Source organism: Kocuria rosea, assembly GCF_006094695.1.
GTDB lineage: Bacteria > Actinomycetota > Actinomycetes > Actinomycetales > Micrococcaceae > Kocuria > Kocuria rosea.
Map to the genome: position 1 here is coordinate 2,279,057 of NZ_CP035103.1, position 19,422 is coordinate 2,298,478.

Genomic DNA, 19,422 nt, shown 5'->3' on the forward strand with positions numbered 1-19,422 from the left:
CCGGCGGGCCCCGCCGGCAGCGGCCGGGCCACCACCGGGAGGAACACCGTGTCCATCGTCATCACCGGCGCGACCGGCCGGCTGGGCCGTCACGTCATCAGCTCCCTGCTGCGCCTGGACGTGCAGCTGCCGGACCTCGTGGCCGCCGGCCGCGACGAGGAGAAGCTCGGCGCCCTCCGGGAGCTGGGCCTGGCCACCGTCCGGGCCGACTACACCGAGCCCGCGACCCTCGACGAGGCGTTCGCGGGGGCGGACACGGTCCTGCTCATCTCCAGCAGCGAGGTGGGGATCCGCGTTCCCCAGCACCGGAACGCGGTCGACGCCGCCGTCCGGGCCGGGGTCTCCCGCCTCGTCTACACCAGCGCCCTCGGCGCCGACCGCGGGAAGCTGCTGCTCGCCGACGAGCACCTGGCCACGGAGGAGGCGATCGCCGCGTCCGGGCTCCCGTTCACGATCCTGCGCAACGGCTGGTACACCGAGAACTTCGAGCCGGCCCTGCGGCACGCGGAGACCACCGGCGTGGTCCTGGCCAGTGCCGGGGACGGCCGGGTGGCCAGCGCCACCCGCGAGGACTACGCGGAGGCGATCGCCTCGGTCCTCGCCCAGGACGGCCACGCGGGGCAGACCTACGAGCTCTCGGGGGACGTGGCGTGGAGCTTCGACGAGCTGGCCGCCGCGCTGACCGAGGTCCTGGACCGGGAGGTGACCTACCGGCGGCTCACGCCCGAGCAGCACCTGGCGGAGCTGGAGCGGACCGGCGTGGACGAGAGCACCGCGCGGTTCCTGGTCGCACTGGACGCCAACATCGAGGACGGCGCCCTGGACCTCGTCACCGGGGACCTGTCGCGGCTGCTCGGCCGGCGCACCACGGCACTGGTGGACGCGCTGCGCGCGATGCGCTGACGCGCCGTGCCGCGGGCGGGGCCGTCAGTTGCGGGACGTCCCGGCCCGGGGGCCGCCGCGGGAGTCGTCGCGGTGGTAGAGGTACTCGTTGCCGTGCTCGTCCCGCTCGATCACGAAGTGCTTCTGGCACTCCTCGTACCAGGCGTGGGCCCGTTCGCTCTCCCCGGCGCCGTGGGTCTCCGGCGCCACGCGATCGGCCGCACCGTAGATCTTGAGCGCGATCTGGTTCAACCGGTCCAGGAGGCGGTAGCCCGACGACGGCGCGTCCTCGTTGACGGTGTGCTGCTCTTCAGACATGGCGTCCCCCAGGTGACCGCGGTGCGGATGGGACCATTCTATTCCTCGTGCCGCGCCCCGCGAAGGCCGGTCGGCCGGCAGCCCCGGGCACCCCGGACGGCGTGCCGGGAGGGCGCGGTCACATCCGCTGGTACCTGGCCCGGACCACCATGAAGACCCCGTAGCAGATGAGGCCCAGGGCCACGGCCCCGAGGATCCACGCCCCGAAGGGCTGCTCCTGGAGGGCCTTGAGCGCACCGTCCAGCCCCGACGACTGCTCCGGGTCGCTGCGCACCGTGGCGACGACGACGAGCACCCCGAGCACCGCCAGGGCCACGCCCTTGGCCGCGTAGCCGGCCGTGCCCAGCCACATGACCGCCCTGCCGGCCGTGCCCGGCGGCAGGCTCTTCAGGTTCTCCCGGAAGGACCTCGTCACGCCCCGGTGGACGAAGAAGGCGCCGGCGACGACGAGGCCCAGCCCCACGGCGATCAGCAGGACAGTGCCGGCCGGGTGCGCCATGAGCCGGGCGCTGAGCGACTGGGTGGACCCGCTGCTGTCGCTCGTGCCGCCGAGGGCGTAGGTCCCGAACACGGCGCCGATGGCGCCGTAGACGACCGCCTGGCCGCCCATCTTGACGCGGTGCTTGAGCCGGTCCCGGTCCGAGCGCTGCGTCGCGCCGAAGAAGATCTCGCTGAACAGGAAGACGGCGAGCGCCGCGCAGCCGAGGAAGCACGCCCACAGCAGGACGGTGCCGCCCGGGCTGCCGGCGAGCGCGGCGACCGCCCCCGACTGGTCCGCCGAGCCCGAGCCGCCGGTGGCCACGCGCAGCGCGATGACCCCGATCATGACGTGCAGCAGACCCGCCGCCACGTACCCGGCGCGGGCCGCGAGGACGAACCCGCGGGAGTCCGTCGCGTCGTCCGCGGCGTCGGCCGCCCTCGTGGCCTGCCGGCCGACCTCGCCCATGGTTCCTCCTGCGGTGTGGGTCTCCATCGTGCGCCTGCGGACCGCCGGTGTCCACGACGCCGTTCGGCTGACACCGGGGTACGCCCCGGACCGGGGCCCGCCGGGGTGCCGCCCCGGGCCGGCTACTGCCGGAAGGCGGCGTCGAACGAGGCGCCGGAGGGGGCGAAGTCGAAGCGCTTCAGGAAGGCCAGGGCCTCGGGGGCGCCCCGGAGGCGGTCCATGCCGGCGTCCTCCCACTCCACGGAGATCGGTCCGTCGTAGCCGATGGCGGTGAGGGCCCGGAAGCTGTCCTCCCACGGCACGTCCCCCCGTCCGGTCGAGACGAAGTCCCAGCCGCGGCGGGGGTCGCCCCAGGGCAGGTGCGAGGACAGGACGCCGTTGCGCCCACCGCCGGTCCGCATCTTCGTGTCCTTGCAGTCCACGTGGTAGATCCGGTCCGCGAAGTCGGAGATGAACGCCACCGGGTCGATCTGCTGCCACAGGAAGTGGCTGGGGTCCCAGTTCAGCCCGAAGGCCGGGCGGTGGCCGATGGCCTCCAGCGCCCGGTGCGTGGACCAGTAGTCGTAGGCGATCTCGGAGGGGTGGACCTCGTGGGCGAAGCGCACCCCGCACTCGTCGAAGACGTCCAGGATGGGGTTCCACCGGTCCGCGAAGTCCTGGTACCCGGCGTCGATCACGTCCTGGGAGACGGGCGGGAACATCGCCACGTACTGCCAGACGGAGGACCCGGTGAAGCCGACCACGGTGTCCACGCCCAGTTTCCGCGCGAGCCGTGCGGTGTGCTGCAGCTCCTCGGCGGCGCGGGTGCGCACTCCCTCGGGCGTGCCGTCGCCCCAGACCCGGGGTCCCACGATGGACTCGTGCCGGAAGTCGATCGGGTCGTCGCAGACCGCCTGGCCCTTGAGGTGGTTGGAGATGGCCCAGACCCCGAGGCCGTGGCGCTCGAGGATGTCGAGCCGGTCCTGGACGTAGGCGTCGTCGTCCCACCGCCAGGCGTCGAGGTGCTCGCCGGAGACGGCGATCTCCAGGCCGTCGTAGCCCCAGCCGGCCGCCAGCTCGGCGACCTCCTCGAGCGGGAGGTCGGCCCACTGGCCGGTGAACAGCGTGTAGGGGTGGTGTCCCATCGTCGGTCCTTCGGGTCGGGGAGAGCGGTGCTCCGCTCGTCCGGGGTCAGAGGTGGACGGTGGCGCCGGAGCGCGCCGCGCTGTCCGTCACGGCGGCGAGCACCCGCTGGACCTCCAGGCCGTCCTCGAACCCGGGGGCGGCCGGGGTCCCCGTGTCGATGGACCGCAGGAGCTCGGCGGCCTGGCTGGTGAACGTGTGGTCCCAGCCCAGGACGTGCCCGGCCGGCCACCACGCCCCCACGTAGGGGTGGGTGGCCTCGGTGACAAGGATCCGGCTGCTGCCCTGGGTGTCCGGCGGCGCGGTGGCGTCGAACAGGTGCAGCTCGTTGAGCCGCTCGAGGTCGAAGCGCAGCCCGCCCAGCGATCCGTAGACCTCGATCCCGAGGGCGTTCTTGCGGCCGGTGGCGCAGCGGGAGACCTCCAGGCCGACCACCGCCCCGGAGGCGGTGCGCAGGGTGGCCCAGGCGGCGTCGTCGACCGTCACCGGCTCGGGGCCGTCCTCCCCCGTCCGGGTGGGGACGAACGTGGTGAGCGTCCCGGAGACGGACGTGACCGGCGAGTCCAGGAGGAAGCGCACCTGGTCGACGGCGTGGGAGGCGAGGTCGCCGAGCGCCCCGGACCCGGCGGTCTCCCGGCGCAGGCGCCAGGTCATGGGCGCGTGCTCGTCGGCGAGCCAGTCCTGCAGGTAGCTGACCCGGACCTGCCGGACCAGGCCCACGCGGCCGTCCGCGATCAGCTGCCGGGCCAGTGCCAGGGCCGGCACCCGGCGGTAGTTGAAGCCCACCATGGAGTGGACGCCGCGGGTCCGGGCGGCGGCCGCGGCGGCCGCCATCCGCTCGGCCTCGGCCACCGTGTTGGCCAGCGGCTTCTCCACGAGCACGTGCTTGCCGGCCTCGAGGGCGGCCACGGCCATGTCGGCGTGCAGGTGGCCGGGGGTGCAGATGTCGACGACGTGGACGTCGTCCCGTTCCAGCACCGACCGCCAGTCGGTGCCGCTCTCCTCCCAGCCGTACCGCCGGGCGGCCTCGGCCACGTGCCCGGCGTTCCGGCCCACCAGCACCTTCTGCGCCACGCGGGGCGTGGGGTAGAAGGCGTTGACGTTGCGCCAGGCGTTGGAGTGGGCCTTGCCCATGAAGGAGTGGCCGAGCACGGCGACGCCCAGGAGGGCGCTCCCGTGGGCGGGGGGAGCGGCGGGGTCGGGCACGGTGGTGGTCATGGGTGTCCTCCTGGGGACCGGGCGGCGCACGAGCGCAGGAACGCCAGTCCGTCCTCGGCGAGCTGGTCCTGGCTCTCGGCCAGGGGCCGCCAGATCGAGGCGGCGGTGGCGATGCTGGCGTTGCGGGCGGTGAAGCTCTCGATGCTGAGGGCGCCGGTGTAGCCGACGGCGTCCAGGGCGTCGAAGATGCCCGTCCAGTCCGTCTGGTCCCCGCCGGGGGCTCCCCGGTCGTTGCCGCAGACCTGGACGTGGACGAGGTGCCGGCCGGCCGCCCGGACGGCGTCGGCGGAGGAGCGCTCCTCGATGTTCAGGTGGTAGGTGTCCAGGGCCAGCCCCACGCCGTGGCCGAGCAGCGGCCCGAGGGCCTCGAGCGCCTGGGCGGTGGTGTTGAGCAGGGACGTCTCGTAGCGGTTGAGCGGTTCGATGCCGAGGACCACCCCGGCGGCCTCGGCCTCGGCGGCCAGCGGGGCGAGACGGCGCCGCAGCTGCGTGTAGGCGTCCGCGCGCTCCGCCGCGTCCATCCGCCACACCCGGCCCGTGTGCGCGTAGAAGGGCCCGCACACGGCCGGCGCGCCGATGTCGTGGGCGAGCCGGATGCAGGCGCTGAGATAGTGCTGGGTGCGGGCGATCACGGCGTCGTCCGCCAGGACGAGCTCGCGCCCGGGCGCCATGGCGCCGACGAGCAGCGGGCTGAGCCCGCCGAGGGCGTCCCGCACCACCCCGGCCGAGAGGTCGCCGACGTTCTCCAGCGGGAGCTCGACGGCGTCGAAGCCCATGTCCGCGATCCTCGCCAGCAGCGGGGGCAGGTTCGCGTCGGTGAGGGGGGACTCCCACACCCAGGTGTTGACGGCGATCGGGCGCTGCACGGGTCTGCCTCCTCTCGGTGCGGTGGGCTGGATGGCGCCCCGCCCGCCGCCGGGGTCTCCCGGGGCCGGGCCGGTGGCGGGCAGGGCGCGGTCGGGCGGGTCAGGGGATGACGCGGTCCCGCCAGACGTCGGGGTAGCCCGGCAGGTCCTCGCCGCCGAACTTGGCGTAGTGGCCGTCCGGCATCCCCTCGTTGTCGGCGAGGAAGTCCGCCCGCTGCTCCTCGGTGATCGGCTCCTGCGGCAGGACCCACTCGGCGGGGACCTCCTCGCCGGCGAAGATCTGCTCGAGCGCCAGCAGCGGGGTGCGCCACTGGAAGTTCGAGTACACCGGGGCGAGGCCGGTCAGGCCGGTGTCCTCCCACTTGCGCAGGTAGCTCATCTCGTCCTCTCCGGTCATCACCGGGTAGTCCGCGCCGGCGTCCTCGAACGCCTCGATGGCCGCGACGGCGCCGTCGCCGGCGTCCATCCACACGCCCTGCACGTCCCCGGTGGCGAGCTCGTCGGAGATGATCTTCTTGATCTCGGTGGGGTCGGCGCCGGTGAAGTAGTCCGTCGCCTCGATCCCGTTCTCCTCGAAGATCCGCTCGGCCGCGGCCCAGCGCTGCTCCAGGACGTCGACGCCCGGGAGGATGCGCAGGGCCACCACCTTGTCACCCTCCTGCAGGTTGTCCACCAGGAAGTTCGCCGAGTCGATGCCCCAGGCGAAGCCGCCGATGGGGTGGATGAACGTCGTCGCGCAGTCGGTCTCCACCCCGCGGTCGAAGACCACCACCGGTTTGCCGGTCTCGCAGGCGCGCTCCACGGCGGGCGTCAGGGCGGCGGTCGAGTTCGGCGAGATGATGAACCCGTCGCACTCGCCCTCGGCGATGAAGTAGTCGATGTCGGCGATCTGCGTGTTGTCGTCGTCCTGGGCGTCGCGGGTCTCCATCTCGGAGATCACCCCGGAGTCCTGGAGCACCTTCAGCTGCTCGTTCATGGTGATCCACCCGGTCTGGCGCCAGGGGTTGGAGATGGAGGCGTTGGAGAAGCACACCTTCTGCGGGCCGTCGGCGGCGAACTCCCCGGTGGCGGTCGTCTCCCCGTCGATGTACTGCGTCCAGGGCTGCTCCGGGTCCCCCTCGAAGGAGGCGGAGCGCTGCTCGAGCTGCCGGTCGTACTCCGCCTGGTCGAACCACTCGTCACCGCCCTCCGGGGCCGGCGTGGCGGCGGCCTCCGCGCCCCCCGTCTCGGCGGGCGGCGGCTCCTCCATCGACTGGTCGGTGGTGCAGGCGGTCAGTCCCAGCAGCGCTGCCGCTGCCACCACGGTGATCCTTGACTGGATGCTTCGGCGCATCATGTTCCTTCCTCGTCGGTGCCCGGGGTGGGCGGTGCTGCGATGGCACGTCTCGGCTCCTGCGCCGCCGCGGTCCGGCCGCGCCGGCGGCGCTTCCAGGTCTGGGTGCCGGCGGCGACGGCGAGGATGATGATCGCGCCCTGGACGGTGTCCCGCCAGGTCGACTGGACCCCCAGGAAGTTCAGGAGCGCGAAGAGGGTCTCGAGGGCGAAGGCGCCGGCGGCCGCGGAGAGCACCCAGCCGCGCCCGCCGCCCAGCACGACCCCGCCGAGGACCACGGCGGTGATGGCCGTGAACTCGTAGCCGCGCCCCACGGACGGGTGCACGCCGGCGTAGCCGACGAGGATGATCCCCGCCACGGTGGCGGCCAGGGAGGAGAGCATGAACGCCCGGGTGCGCACCCACCAGACCCGGGCCCCGGTCAGCGCGGCGGCCCGGGGGTTGTCGCCCACGGCGACGAGCGTGCGGCCGTAGGGCCGGCGCATGAGCCAGAGGGCGGCGAGCGCGACGACCGTCACCAGGACCACCGGGTAGGGCAGGATCCCCAGGACCGGGACGTCCTGGATGCCGCCGCGGCCGATCTGCCGGAAGCTGTCGGCGGGGTTCCCCGTCGCGGCGCCGCCCGTCCAGTAGAGCACCAGCCCGAGCAGGGCGAGCATGGTGCCGAGGGTGACGATGAAGCTCGGCACCTTCAGGAGCGTGGTGACCAGTCCGTTGACCAGGCCCACGAGGGCGCCGAGGACGAGCATCAGGACCAGCACGGGCACCGTCCGGCTGTCGTCCTGGCCGATGAGGTTGCCGGCCACGAACACCTGGGCGGTGACCACCGAGCCCATGGACAGGTCGAACTCCCCGGAGACGATCACGAAGTACTGCCCGATGGCCGCGATGGCGATCGGCGCCGTGCGGCCGACGAACCGGATCAGCGAGCCCGGTTCGCCGAAGGACGGGTTGACGGCGACGGCCGCGACCAGCAGCACCAGGAGGAGCACGAAGACGGCCCCGCCGGGTGTCCGCAGCCCGCGCAGCACGCGCTCGTGCCACGGTGACCGGTTCTGCTGCAGGACCGCGGTGCGGTCCGTGACGGTGGCGCTCATGCCGTGACCTCCTGCGCGGTCCGTCCGCTCCGGTCGTCGAAGCGCGCGGGCCGGCTGACCACCCGGCGCCGGGCGTAGACGGCCACGGCGACGACGATGACGATGCCGCGGACCACGTCCTTGAGGAACGGGTTGATCTGCATCACGCTCATGATGTTGTCGATCATCGCGAAGATGAGGACCCCGCCCAGCGTCCCCACCAGCGATCCCTTGCCGCCCGCCAGGAGCGTCCCGCCCAGGACCACGGCGGCGATGGAGAGCAGGTCGTACCCGCCCTGGGACCCGATCGTGGGGCTGCCCACCCCGAGCCGCGCCGCGAGCAGCAGCCCCGCGAGACCGGCCATGACGGAGCAGATGACGTGGGCGGCCACGATCGGGGTGGCGGTCCGGATCCCGGACATCCGGGCCACCCGGATGTCCCCGCCGACCGCGTACATGTGGTGGCCCAGGCGGCTGCGGGTCAGCATGAGCAGCGCCGCGCCCGCGCAGACCAGCATGATCAGCGTGGAGATGGGGACCGGGCCGATGCCCGTGGCCCCGATGAGGCGGAAGGTGACGGGGGTCTGCCCCGAGCTGCCCTTGTAGTTGGTGGCGAGGTAGCCGCTGACGACGAGGCCGGTGCCCAGCGTGGCGATGAACCCGTGGACCTTCAGCCCGGACACCACCAGGCCGTTGACCAGGCCGATGCCCGCGGAGACGACCAGGGCCAGCGCCACGCCGGGCAGGATGTTCCCGGGCTGGTTCGCCATGAGGCCGGCCGAGAGCAGGCTCGCGAGACTGATGACGTACGGCACGGACAGGTCGAGGCTCCCCACCAGGATCACGAGCGTCTGGCCGATCGCGATGAAGCCGAGGACGCTGGTCCCGGTGAGGATCGCGGAGATGTTGCCGGCGCTGACGAAGCTGCGCCCGGTGGCGCCCACGAGCACCGTGCCGACCACGACGGTGAGCAGCACCACGAGGTAGACGATGTGGGTGGACGTGAGCCTCGAGAACGCGTTCACGGTCTCGCCCCGTCCGTGCGGGCGCCGGTGGCCAGCCGCAGCACCTGCTCCTCGGTGCTGTCCGACGGGAGCTCACCGGCGATCCGGCCGTCGCGCAGGACCACGATCCGGCTGGACATGCCGAGGACCTCCGGCAGTTCGCTGGAGACCATGAGGATGGCCCTGCCCTCCGCGGCGAGCATGCGCATGAGGTTGTAGACGGCGATCTTGGCGCCCACGTCGATCCCCCGGGTGGGCTCGTCGAGCAGCACGACCCGCGGGTCCACGGCCAGCCACTTGGCGAGGACGACCTTCTGCTGGTTTCCGCCCGAGAGGTACTGGACCTCCTGGTCCAGGTCCCGGGCCACGACCTCCAGCGAGGAGAGGACCCCGGGGACGTCCTTGCGGGCCGCGGCGGTCCGCCGCGGGAAGACGGAGCGGATCACGCCCAGGGCGTTGTCCAGGATGGACTGGTCGAGGCTCAGCCCCTGGGACTTGCGGTCCTCCGTGATCAGGGCCACGCCCTGTCGGACGGCCTGCCGGGGCGAGGTGGCCGTGTACGGCCTGCCGTCCAGCGTCATGGACCCGCGGGTGAAGGGGTGGACGCCGAAGACGGCCTCCACCAGCTCCGTCCGCCCCGAGCCCTGGAGCCCGGCGACCCCCACGATCTCCCCGGCGCGCAGCGTCAGGTCGATGTCGTCGAGCTGGTCGTTGCCGCCGCCGTCGATCCTCAGGAGCTCCCGCCCCACCCCGGTGCCGGGCACCGCCTCCGGGAAGTAGGCGGAGATCGGGCGGCCCACCATCATCCGCACCAGGGCGGCGTCGTCCATGGCGGAGGCGGGCTCGGTGCCCACCACGCGGCCGTCCTTGAGGACGGTGATGGTGTCGCACAGGTCGAAGATCTCCTTCAGCCGGTGGGACACGTACAGGATGGCGGTGCCGCGCGCCCGGAGCCGGCGGACGATCGCGTAGAGCAGGTCCACCTCGGGGCCCGCGAGGGCCGCGGTCGGCTCGTCCATGGAGATGATGCGGGCGTCGTAGCTGATGGCCTTGGCGATCTCCACGATCTGCTGCTGGGCCACGGACAGCGAGCTCACGGTCGTGGTCGGCTGAATGCTGGTGATGCCCAGGTCCTCGAGCAGCTCGCTCGTCCTCGCGTTCATGGCCCGCCGGTCCACGAGCAGGCCCCGGCGCGGCTCGCGGCCGAGGAACACGTTCTCGGCCACGGTGCGGTCGGGCAGCAGGTTGAACTCCTGGAACACCGTCGACAGCCCGGCCACGTGCGCCTGGGTGGGGTGGTGGAACTCGACGGGGGTGCCGCCGATCTGCACGGTGCCCGCGTCCCGCTCGTGCACCCCGGCGAGCACCTTCATCAGGGTGGACTTGCCGGCGCCGTTCTCGCCGACGAGCCCGTGCACCTCGCCGGCGTGCAGCCTGAGGTCCACGTCCTCGAGCACCGGCACCCCGAAGAAGGACTTCGACAGGCCGGTGACGTCCAGCACCGGGGAGCTCGTGCGCTCGTTCATGCGGTCACTGTGACACGCACCACAGAGTTCTGTCGACAGTCCTGCAAAAGTTGTTCCCTCACTGTGCGTTTGTGACGTGCTTGACCCCCCCAAGGGGGCGTGCTCTACTAAAAAAGTGCTACAGAGTCCTCCGTCGGCGCCGTCGCCGCGCTCCTCGGACTCGCCCGCCCCGGGGGCGAGCGAAGTCTTCCAGCTGCTGCGCGACGGCCGCCCGAGGACCCGGGCGGAGCTCGCCCAGCTGACCGGGCTGGCCCGCTCCACCGTGGCGTCCCGCGTGGACACCCTCATGACCCTGGGGCTCGTCGCACCCTACGGCGGGGCCGCCTCCACCGGGGGGCGCCCGCCCTCGCTCTTCGCCCTCAACCCGGGCGCCCGGGTGGTGGTCGGCGCGGACGTCGGGGCGACGCACGCCCGGGCGATCCTCGCGGACCTCTCCGGCCGGGAGCTCGCCGAGGAGCGCCAGGCGCTCGCGATCGGCGAGGGCCCCGAGGCGGTCCTGGGCTGGCTCGTGCGCACGGTCGCCGCGCTGCTCGAGCGCGCGGACCGCCCCGCCGCGGACCTCGCCGCCATCGGCATCGGGCTGCCCGGTCCCGTGGAGCACGAGACGGGCCGGCCGATCAACCCGCCCATCATGCCGGGGTGGGACCGCGTCGACGTCCCCGCCCTCGTGCAGGCCCACTACGAGGTGCCCGTGCTGGTGGACAACGACGTCAACATCATGGCCCTGGGCGAGCGCAGCCTCTTCTGGCCCGCAACCACCGAGCTGATGTTCGTCAAGGTGGCCACGGGCATCGGCGCGGGGATCATCTCCGGCGGCGCGCTCCAGCGCGGCGCCCAGGGCACCGCGGGGGACCTCGGCCACGTCCGGGTGCCGCGCGGCGACGAGCTGCTCTGCCGCTGCGGCAACACCGGATGCCTCGAGGCGCTCGCCGGCGCTCCCGCCCTCGTGCGGACGCTCAACGAGCAGACCGCCGGCACGCTGTCCACCAGCCAGGACGTGATCGACCTCGTCCGCTCCGGGGACCCGCTGGCCGTGCAGGCGATCCGCCAGGCGGGGCGGGACATCGGCGACGTCCTGGCTACCTGCGTGAACCTCATCAACCCGTCCGTGATCGTGATCGGCGGCAGCCTCGCCCAGGCCGGGGAGCACCTGCTGGCCGGCATCCGGGAGGTCGTCTACCGGCGGTCCCTGCCCCTGGCCACGGAGCACCTGAGTGTGGCGCCCTCGGTCGCCGGCGAGCGCGCCGGCGTCATGGGGGCGGCGGTGCTGGCCATCGACCACGTCCTGTCCCCGGAGTCCATCGAGGCCGCGTGCGCGGCCCTCGGCGCAAGCTGAGCCCGTCGCCGCTCCGGGCCGCCTCCGGCGCTCTCGCCCTACGCCGTCGCGGCCGGCTCCGGCCGGACCCGTCCGCGCGGCGGGTCAGTCCTTCTGCAGGCGCTCGTAGTACTCGCTCCACTTGGCCTCACCGCGGTCGTAGACGGCCCGCCAGTCCTGCTGGTGCCGGTCGTCGGCGGCGCCCCAGTTGGCCTGGTGGGTCCGGTCGCCCCAGTCCCAGACCGTCGCGCCCCGCTCGTCGAAGAAGTCCCAGACCTCGCGGCGCACCTGTTCGTCCACGTCGGCGCCGAGCAGGTTGGCCACGCGCTTGCCCTGGTTGGCCTCCTCGTTGGCGGTCCGCTTGATGCGGTTGCCGACCTCATTGGCGAGCCGCTTGTTGGCGTTGCCCGCCTCGTTGATCTCCCGCAGTTCGGTGTTGCGCCACTCGTTCCAGGCCCGGGCCATCGCCGTGTTCTGCTCCCGCCAGTAGGTCTCGAGCTCCGCCCGGGAGCCGGCGCGGGTGTACTCGCCGCCCCCGGCGGCGGCGATGTCGGCCAGTGCCCGCTGGTCGGTGTCACCGGCCTGGAAGCCGATGACGTTGATCACCGGCTCGACACCGGACCCGCTCAGCCGCTCGGCAGCCGCCACGGGGTCGCCGCCGCAGGTCTCCACGCCGTCGGTCACCACGTAGACGATGCCGTCGGTCGCGTCGTCGGGAAAGTCGGCGGCGGCCTCCTCGATGGCCCGGGCCAGTGGGGTGTAGCCGGTGGGCCGCACTCCGGCGAGGACGTCCGCGAGCTCCGCGGCGTCGGCGTCACCTGAGTAGGCGACCTCGGTGGTCGTGCACGACTCCTTCTTCCCCGGCGCAGAAGTGTCCCCCGCGTTCCCGTAGAGCCGCAGGCTCACCGTGCTGCCCTCCGGCAGCTCCTCGACGAACCCGGTCAGCGCCGTGCGCGCCGCGTCCATCCGCAAGCCGTCGCCGGAGTCCCCGGCCATCGAGTCACTGGCGTCCAGGACGAGCGCGAAGTGGTTCGTGCCCACGCTCCGGTCGCCCACCGGTCCGGTCACGGCGTCGGTGGGCTCCGCGCCGCGCTCCCCGGTGCCCGGGTCGAAGCGCACCACCGTCTTGACGTCCTCGGCGTAGTCGCCGTGGATCTGCGCGAGGATCGCCGCGCTCCACTCCCCGGCGGTGCGCGGATCACGCTCGCGGGCGGCGGCCAGCACCTCATCGTCGGTCCCGTCCTCGGCGTGCGGTCCGGGTTCGACGAGCAGGGACCGCTCCAGGGCGGTGAGTTCCCGCGGGGCGTCCTCGAAGGACACCGCGGCCAGCCCGTGCTCCACAGACCCCGACCCGGTCTCCGCCCTGCCGGCCGAGGACGCGGTCGTGGACGGCGTGGCGGTCTCCCCCGGTTTCCCCGCGTCCCCGACGGCGCACCCTGCCAGAAGCACCACGACGCAGACGGCTGTCAGGGATGAGCACACACTGTTCCGCACGGGGACCCTTCCACGGTCATCCAAAGTTTTCCATTGCACACTATAGGCCTCACCGGTCGGGATGCCGCGGACGAGGGACACCGTCGAACGGACGCACCCGCAGAACCGTCGAGGACGGTGGTGTCCCGCTGCGGGAGCGGGGGACCGACGGGCCGCTGCCTTCGCGTGCGGCCCCGGCATGGCCGATGGACGACGAACGCGCCGCGGGCCGGGACGGGACGGGAATCGGGGCGCTGTCCGTGCACCCGCTGCGGCGGCGGACCGGCTGCGCCCTGGCCACATCGGAGCGGCTCGGGGTCGGTGAGCCGGTCAGCGGGTGAACTCACCACAGGCCTGCAGCAGTGCCAGGGCCGAGGCGGTGGTGGTGTCCGTGATCCGCCCGGAGCACAGGTGCTGGAGCAGCTGCTGTTCATCGGCCCACTCCACCCCGGGGATGCCGGCCGGCTCCAGCGCCTCTCCGTACTCGGCATCGGTCCGGCGCGCCACTGCGAGCAGCACGTCGATCCGCTCCTCCTTGCGCTGATCGGCGTAGAGGATCCCCAGCGGAGCGATCACCGCCGCGGACATGCCCTGCCCGAACTCCTCCTCCAGCAGCACCGCCGCCCCGGCGCGCAGTTCGTCGGGGTCGACCACCGGGCCCTGCGGAAAGATCAGCATCTGCCCGCCCGGGTGCAGTTCGGCCTGCACCAGCCCGTAGCGGGTCCGGGCGCCGGAGCCGTCGTGCACCCTCGGAATCACGACGATCGAACGCTGGACTGGTACGGGGTGCAGCATCGCCGGTCGGTCCGGAGCGACGTCAGTCATCAGGCAGTCCTCATGTCGGGGAACGCATCGGCGCCTGCGGACTCGGAACACGCAGGCGATGCGCACGAACAGCCTACGGTCGACTGCTCAACGCGGCCCGGGAGGAGCACGTGCGGGACCTCCACAGGCCCCTTTCCCAGGTCCCAGGGTGGTTCCGCTCCGTGAGTCAGGTCACTAAGGTGGGAGGCACGGCTCAGCACAGGAGGTTCTCCATGACCACCCCGAACAACGACGACGCGCCGGACCTCGACGACGTCCTCGAGCCCGAGGGCGACGCCCTGCCCGACCCCATCTACCAGGGCCACGCCGGGATGCCCGAGCATCTCGACGACGAGGCACTGGCCGCAGCCACCGAACAGGAGCGGGTGGCCGCCGGGCTGACCGACTACGCGCCCGGGCAGGTCCCACCGGCCACCGACCCGCTGCCGGAAGACGCCTCCGAAGCAGCCGACCGCGCCCAGCGGGGTCTGCTCGAGGAGGACGGGAACGCCTGACGGGCCGTCCCACCGAAGTACGCCGTCCCATCCCTGCAAGGAGATCGACATGGCCGAGCGAGGCAACACCAAGCACAGCGCGGAACTGGACGACCAGATGAAGCACGAGGTCGCCGGCGAGGTGGCCGGCATCCAACCCGACCACGTGGAGGAGCACCGCCAGACCGAGCCCTGGGTCGACGACACCGACGACCCGGAGGTGCGCTCCGCGGTGGAGGAGCGCGAACGCTCCCCCCGCCCGGACACCCAGCAGTAGCGCCCCCGGGCGGGTCGGGTCGGTTCGGTGCTGGCGAAGAACTCTCCCGCCGGGCACGACATCCGGCTTACCCGTCGGGGCGGCTCCCCGACACGACGTCCGTCGACTTCAGAGCCGGAGCCCGTTCGGATGCCCCGCGTTGCGGATTCCGGTTCCCGGCCGGCGGGCCCACCCCCGTGTGCCGTTCGGTCGTGGGCGAGGTCCCGGTGGATCCCGTCGGCACGGCCGTCCGCTCCGCGGTGGACCCGGGCTCAGAGGATCGGCTTGCCGCCGGTGACGGCGACCCGCGAGCCGGAGATGTAGCTGCCGTCGTCCGAGGCCAGCAGGACGTAGACGGGCGCGAGCTCGGCGGGCTGGCCGGCACGGCCCAGGGGTACGTCGTCGCCGAAGGCTCCCACCTTCTCCGCGGGCATGGTCGCCGGGATCAGCGGCGTCCAGATCGGACCCGGGGCCACGCTGTTGACCCGGATGCCCTTCTCGCCCAGCATCTGCGCAAGCCCGGCGGAGAAGTTCGCGACCGCCGCCTTGGTGGCCGCGTAGGGCGCCAGCTGCGGGGACGGCTGGTCGGACTGCACCGAGGAGCTGCCGATGATCGCCGAGCCCGGAGGCATGTGGGGCACGGCGGCCTTGGTGAGGTGGAACATGGCGCCGATGTTGAGCCGGAACGTGTAGTCCCACTCCTCGTCGCTGATCTCGTCGAGGCTGTCGCGGCTCATCTGGTAGGCGGCATTGGAGACCAGCACGTCGATCCGACCGAACTCCTGCACGGCCCTGTCGACGACAGCCCGGCAGTGGGCCGGGTCCGAGAGGTCTCCGCGGACCAGGACGGCGCGACGCCCGGCCTCCTCGATCCAGCGGGCGGTGTCCTGGGCGTCGTCGTCCTCCTCGAGGTAGGCGATCAGGACGTCGGCGCCCTCGCGGGCGTAGGCGATCGCGGCGGCACGGCCGATGCCGCTGTCCCCGCCGGTGATGATGGCCGCCTTGCCCGCGAGCTTGCCGGAGCCGCGGTAGCTGTGCTCGCCGCAGTCCGGGACGGGGGTCATCGCGGCCTGGATGCCGGGGACCTCCTGCTGCTGCTCTGGCTAGCTCATGGCGTGGTCCTTCCGTGGTCGAGTGGTCCGGACGGTGCGCGCGCTGCTCACCGGGCTGCCCCGATGATCAGCACACTGTCCACTTTAGATGCTCGTGACGGAGTTGTCGTGCTCCGTCCCGCGCCGCAGGCCGGGCACGACGACCAGCAGGGACGACCCGGGTCCCCGAGACCCCTCAGCCCGGTCGAACTGCTGACCCCCAACGGATTGCGCGCCCACGGGCCTGCCCCACTCCCACCTTGCACCGCCCGCAGACCCCGGGGCGGAACGACCCAGGGTGCCCGGCCTCAGCTCATCTGATACCCCCCTCCATTCAATAAGCAGGCTTCCCTTTTGGGGGCCGGATCACTAGCGTGGAGATCAGAGCCGGGAATCACGGGCGCGGTGTGCCGCGCCACCGCCGGCCGCAGCAGCCGATGACGGAGGTCAGCATGTTCTTGCACCAGCAGAAGCTCCAGTACAAGTCCACCCCCGAGGCCCCGGACGCGGTCTACGCGCGCAAGCTCCAGGAGGTGATCGGCGGGCAGTACGGGGAGATCACCGTGGCCATGCAGTACAGCTTCCAGGCCTGGAACGCCCACATCCCGGGCAAGTACCGGGACCTGCTCTTCGGAACCGCCGCCGAAGAGTTCGGTCACATCGAGATGCTCGCCACGATGGTCGCCCAGCTGTTGGAGAAGGCCCCGCTGGGCATCACCGAGGACGCCGTGCAGGGCGACCCGGCGGTTGCGGCGGTGATCGGCGGCACCGACCTGCAGCACGCGATCGTGGCCGGGGCCGGGGCACGGCCGGTGGACTCGATGGGCAACCCGTGGTCCGGGTCCTACGTCACCGCCTCGGGGAACCTGCTGGCGGACATGACTGCCAACGTCAACGCCGAGATGCAGGGCCGCACCCAGGTCGCCCGGCTCTACCACATGACCGAGGACAAGGGGATCCGGGACATGCTGTCGTTCCTGCTGGCGCGGGACACCATGCACCAGAACCAGTGGATGGCCGCGGTCAAGGAGCTGCAGGCCGACGGGCTGGAGCAGATGCCGGTGCCCTCGAACTTCCCGCAGGCCAAGGAGGCCACCGAGTTCTCCTACGACTACTACAACTTCTCCGACGGCGCGGCCGCCGCGGAGGGGTCCTGGGCCTCCGGGCCGACGCCGGACGGCAACGGGCAGTTCGGCTACCAGGACCAGCCCATGGCGGGGGTGCCGATGCCGCCTCCCACCCACCCGGACGCCCGGTTCTACGGCACCACCGAACAGCCCAACATCATGGAGAAGGCCGCTGGCAGCATCCAGGACAAGCTCAAGAAGGAATAGCCGCCGGCTGGGTCCGCATCTGAGGCCCACCGACGGACACCGTTCGTTCCCACGGAACAACGAGAAGCGGCTCCCCACCACGGGCGGGGAGCCGCTTCTCACCGGTCCGGCGACGGGACCCCACCCCAGGGTCCGGTCGAGAAGTCCACCCTCAGCCGGCCGGGGCAGAGCCCGGGAGCGGCTCCGGCTCGTCGCCCATCGCCGGTGAGGCCGGCCTCTGCCCTGGCGCCCTGCTCCCGGCGCGGCCCGTAGTAGCGGGTCAGCCAGCGGGACAGTCCGTCGAGGCCGGGGAAGAGGACGCGCTCGGTCATGTTCGCCTGGTCGAGGTGGTCGCGGATCCGCCACTTCAGACCCGCCGGGATGACGACCTTCCGGCAGAGCTCGGGGTGCTCGCCCAGCCATTCGTGCAAGGACGCCGTGGCCGCGGACATGGCGGAGAACACCGCGGCCTGGTTCACGATCCGCTCGTCCAGCGACGGAGGTTCGAAGAACAGCGGCACCGCCCGCCCGTGCTGGTCCCGGAACCGGTCGAAGTCGGCCATGCTGTACGCGACCCGCCCCAGCATGTCGGTGGTGAACAGGCCCGCCGCGTGCGCGGTGATCTCCTCGCGCAGCGGTGCCGGCAGCAGATCGTGCACCGCCGAGTAGGCCACGCACCACACCGCTCCGGGGAGGTCGTAGCAGCGCGGGTCCGCGGTGGCGAAGTGCAGCGCCACATAGGGAGAGTTCGACCGGTCCAGCAGTCTTGTGGGCAGCCCGTGGTGCTGGGCCACGGACAGCCAGTTCCAGTCCGAGTCCCCCGGGGAGGTGTCCCGGGCGGCGTACTTGCGGAAGTTCCGCAGGATGTGGGGCTCGATCTGCCCACTCGAGGCGCCCTGGAGCCGGAAGAGACTGGTGTCCAGGTCCCGGTCGGCCACCGCGTGGCCGCGGTAGACCACGTTGATCCGCAGGCTCCCGCCCGTGGGCTGCCAGTCGTTGTGGGTGAGGGTCGCGATCAGCCCGTACAGGTCGTCCTCGGCGATCTCGATGACCGGGCACGCACCCGCCGCCCCCGTCCCCACGCTCACCGTCGCCCCCGCAGCCGTCCGGGGCCGGCGTCGACCAGCAGCGAGTCCTCATACTGGCCGCACAGGCGCCGGTGCAGGGCGGTCCGGGAGTGCCCGGCGGTGCGCAGCCGGGACCCCGCGTAGGACACCCCGCCGCGCGCCCGGACGACCACGGCCGCCCACACGCACACCGACCGCTCCAGCACCCACAGCGGAACCCACAGCACCGTGCCCCCCGGGTAGACCGCTGCTCCCCCGTGCCGGCGTCGGCCGAACTCGGCCACCCCGCACACGGCCAGGGCTCCGGCCGCGCACCGCCCCGGTCGCCGCACCGCCCAGCCCAGCAGGGGCAGCAGCGACAGCTCGGCGAGCAGACGGGCGGGTTGGGCGAAGTCGTCGTAGGCCTGACGGACGCGCTGGCCGAGGAAGTGGGACACGGTGGGCGGCATCCTCCCCACCAGCACGTCCAGGGCCACGATCTCTCTCCCACCGGCCGCCCGCACGATGCGCACGAGCTCGAGGTTCTCGAACAGGACGTAGCCGTCGTAGCCTCCCGCGTCCAGCAGGGCCGACCGGCGCACGCCCAGGGTGCCGGGCCAGTCCCCGCCCAGAGCCCGGTTGAGCAGGGTCCGTCCGGTGTCCCAGCGGGCCTGCCAGGGAAGTTGCAGATAGTAGTTCTGCGGGCGGACCACCTCGGCCTCCCCCAGCAGCCCCACGATGCGCTCCAGGGTGCCCCGGGTGTGGCGCACGTCGTCGTCGGCCACCACGATCCGTTCCTCGGCCGCCCGGCGGACACCGGTCATCACCCCCGCCACCTTGCCGTTGGCCCCCTGCCACCGATCGGGGCGCACGTGCTCGACCGTCTCCGGCAGCGCCGTGCGATGAGCTGCGAAGAGCTTCTCGGCGGAACCGTCGACGACGGTGACGGGCATCCACGTGACGACCTCGGCCAGGTAGTGGGCGAGTTCGTCCAGGCCGGTGTCGTCGGACCACTTCAGCGGCAGGACATACCGCGCATCGGCCAAGATGCCGGGAACAGGGGTGTTCCTGCGGAGGCGGCCCGGAGTCGCCTCAGCAGAGGCATCATCGCGGCGGGCGGCCTGGGCCGGCACGAGCAGGGTGTGGTCCACAGGAGCTTCCTCCATCGACAGCAGCGCACTGCGGGCCGGCTGCTCGACCACACCTCGCCCTAACCACAAGCATCTCCGGCAGACCAGGCGTCATGCGGAAAATGGCTCCCGATCCCTGTGGCACCTCGCGAAGATGCCGCACGGCAGCGCCCCGTCCACGAGGTCGCGGGCCCGGTCGAGCACCGACG

The 19,422-nt window shown here is 72.5% G+C and carries 20 protein-coding genes; 6 read left to right on the forward strand and 14 right to left on the reverse strand.

All coding sequences use genetic code 11. The features are described 5' to 3' along the window. Positions 1-48: 48 nt before the first annotated feature. A complete protein-coding gene (locus tag EQG70_RS10565; protein ID WP_109268971.1) occupies positions 49-903 on the forward strand; it encodes an SDR family oxidoreductase in 855 nt (284 codons plus the stop codon). 24 nt (positions 904-927) lie between these two features. On the opposite strand, the gene EQG70_RS10570 is transcribed toward EQG70_RS10565, so the two are convergent. From EQG70_RS10570 to EQG70_RS10610, 9 genes are all read right to left on the reverse strand, one after another. Then, a complete protein-coding gene (locus EQG70_RS10570) occupies positions 928-1,200 on the reverse strand; it encodes a hypothetical protein (protein WP_017832827.1) in 273 nt (90 codons plus the stop codon). A 118-nt stretch (positions 1,201-1,318) separates the two neighbouring features. Continuing rightward, positions 1,319-2,146 carry a DUF1206 domain-containing protein gene (locus EQG70_RS10575; RefSeq protein WP_109268923.1) on the reverse strand — a complete coding sequence of 276 codons (828 nt, stop codon included), beginning with the start codon at positions 2,144-2,146 and terminating at the stop codon, positions 1,319-1,321. Positions 2,147-2,268: 122 nt separating this feature from the next. Then, complete coding sequence (locus tag EQG70_RS10580; RefSeq protein WP_017832829.1) at positions 2,269-3,270, reverse strand: sugar phosphate isomerase/epimerase family protein; 1,002 nt, start codon at positions 3,268-3,270, stop codon at positions 2,269-2,271. A gap of 46 nt (positions 3,271-3,316) precedes the next feature. After that, positions 3,317-4,486: a Gfo/Idh/MocA family protein gene (locus tag EQG70_RS10585; protein ID WP_017832830.1), complete on the reverse strand. Its 1,170-nt coding sequence runs from the start codon at positions 4,484-4,486 to the stop codon at positions 3,317-3,319. Then, on the reverse strand, positions 4,483-5,352 hold the full coding sequence (locus EQG70_RS10590) for a sugar phosphate isomerase/epimerase family protein (protein WP_109268922.1): 870 nt from the start codon (positions 5,350-5,352) through the stop codon (positions 4,483-4,485). Before EQG70_RS10590 ends, EQG70_RS10585 begins: the two co-directional genes overlap by 4 nt. 100 nt (positions 5,353-5,452) lie before the next feature. Further along, a complete protein-coding gene (locus tag EQG70_RS10595) occupies positions 5,453-6,685 on the reverse strand; it encodes a substrate-binding domain-containing protein (protein ID WP_109268921.1) in 1,233 nt (410 codons plus the stop codon). Then, positions 6,685-7,782 (reverse strand): ABC transporter permease, encoded by a 1,098-nt coding sequence (locus EQG70_RS10600; RefSeq protein ID WP_017832833.1) that lies wholly within the window; start codon positions 7,780-7,782, stop codon positions 6,685-6,687. The genes EQG70_RS10595 and EQG70_RS10600 overlap by 1 nt, the downstream gene beginning before the upstream one ends. Further along, on the reverse strand, positions 7,779-8,786 hold the full coding sequence (locus EQG70_RS10605; protein WP_109268920.1) for an ABC transporter permease: 1,008 nt from the start codon (positions 8,784-8,786) through the stop codon (positions 7,779-7,781). The genes EQG70_RS10600 and EQG70_RS10605 overlap by 4 nt, the downstream gene beginning before the upstream one ends. Next, positions 8,783-10,291 (reverse strand): sugar ABC transporter ATP-binding protein, encoded by a 1,509-nt coding sequence (locus EQG70_RS10610; RefSeq protein ID WP_109268919.1) that lies wholly within the window; start codon positions 10,289-10,291, stop codon positions 8,783-8,785. Before EQG70_RS10610 ends, EQG70_RS10605 begins: the two co-directional genes overlap by 4 nt. A gap of 115 nt (positions 10,292-10,406) precedes the next feature. Between EQG70_RS10610 and EQG70_RS10615 the strand changes: the two genes are divergently transcribed. Then, positions 10,407-11,627: an ROK family transcriptional regulator gene (locus tag EQG70_RS10615; protein WP_035923990.1), complete on the forward strand. Its 1,221-nt coding sequence runs from the start codon at positions 10,407-10,409 to the stop codon at positions 11,625-11,627. Positions 11,628-11,711: 84 nt separating this feature from the next. Here the strand turns inward: EQG70_RS10615 and EQG70_RS10620 are convergent, their stop codons facing one another. Beyond that, complete coding sequence (locus tag EQG70_RS10620) at positions 11,712-12,947, reverse strand: vWA domain-containing protein (protein WP_115162605.1); 1,236 nt, start codon at positions 12,945-12,947, stop codon at positions 11,712-11,714. A gap of 338 nt (positions 12,948-13,285) precedes the next feature. Here EQG70_RS10620 and EQG70_RS18770 point away from each other — a divergent pair, with 338 nt between their 5' ends. Then, positions 13,286-13,420: a hypothetical protein gene (locus EQG70_RS18770; protein ID WP_258299876.1), complete on the forward strand. Its 135-nt coding sequence runs from the start codon at positions 13,286-13,288 to the stop codon at positions 13,418-13,420. On the opposite strand, the gene EQG70_RS10625 is transcribed toward EQG70_RS18770, so the two are convergent. Further along, entirely contained in the window at positions 13,410-13,904 is a 495-nt protein-coding gene (locus EQG70_RS10625; RefSeq protein ID WP_109243940.1) for an NUDIX hydrolase, read from the reverse strand. The two genes, EQG70_RS18770 and EQG70_RS10625, sit on opposite strands and share 11 nt — an antisense overlap. Positions 13,905-14,116: 212 nt before the next feature. Here EQG70_RS10625 and EQG70_RS10630 point away from each other — a divergent pair, with 212 nt between their 5' ends. Both EQG70_RS10630 and EQG70_RS10635 read left to right on the forward strand, forming a co-directional pair. After that, positions 14,117-14,398: a hypothetical protein gene (locus EQG70_RS10630; RefSeq protein WP_109268917.1), complete on the forward strand. Its 282-nt coding sequence runs from the start codon at positions 14,117-14,119 to the stop codon at positions 14,396-14,398. Positions 14,399-14,447: 49 nt separating this feature from the next. Then, positions 14,448-14,654, forward strand: coding sequence for a hypothetical protein (locus tag EQG70_RS10635; RefSeq protein ID WP_109268916.1), 207 nt, complete (start codon positions 14,448-14,450; stop codon positions 14,652-14,654). Between the two features lie 251 nt (positions 14,655-14,905). On the opposite strand, the gene EQG70_RS10640 is transcribed toward EQG70_RS10635, so the two are convergent. Continuing rightward, a complete protein-coding gene (locus EQG70_RS10640) occupies positions 14,906-15,697 on the reverse strand; it encodes an SDR family oxidoreductase (protein WP_109268915.1) in 792 nt (263 codons plus the stop codon). Between the two features lie 479 nt (positions 15,698-16,176). On the opposite strand from EQG70_RS10640, the gene EQG70_RS10645 reads away from it, so the two are divergent. Further along, entirely contained in the window at positions 16,177-17,058 is an 882-nt protein-coding gene (locus EQG70_RS10645; RefSeq protein WP_031282674.1) for a manganese catalase, read from the forward strand. 98 nt (positions 17,059-17,156) lie between these two features. Here EQG70_RS10645 and EQG70_RS10650 read toward each other — a convergent pair whose 3' ends face one another. Further along, a complete protein-coding gene (locus EQG70_RS10650) occupies positions 17,157-18,125 on the reverse strand; it encodes an FRG domain-containing protein (RefSeq protein ID WP_109268914.1) in 969 nt (322 codons plus the stop codon). Beyond that, the gene (locus tag EQG70_RS10655) at positions 18,122-19,234 is read right to left on the reverse strand and encodes a glycosyltransferase family 2 protein (RefSeq protein WP_109268913.1); all 1,113 of its coding nucleotides are present in this window, start codon (positions 19,232-19,234) and stop codon (positions 18,122-18,124) included. Before EQG70_RS10655 ends, EQG70_RS10650 begins: the two co-directional genes overlap by 4 nt. Positions 19,235-19,422: the final 188 nt, after the last annotated feature.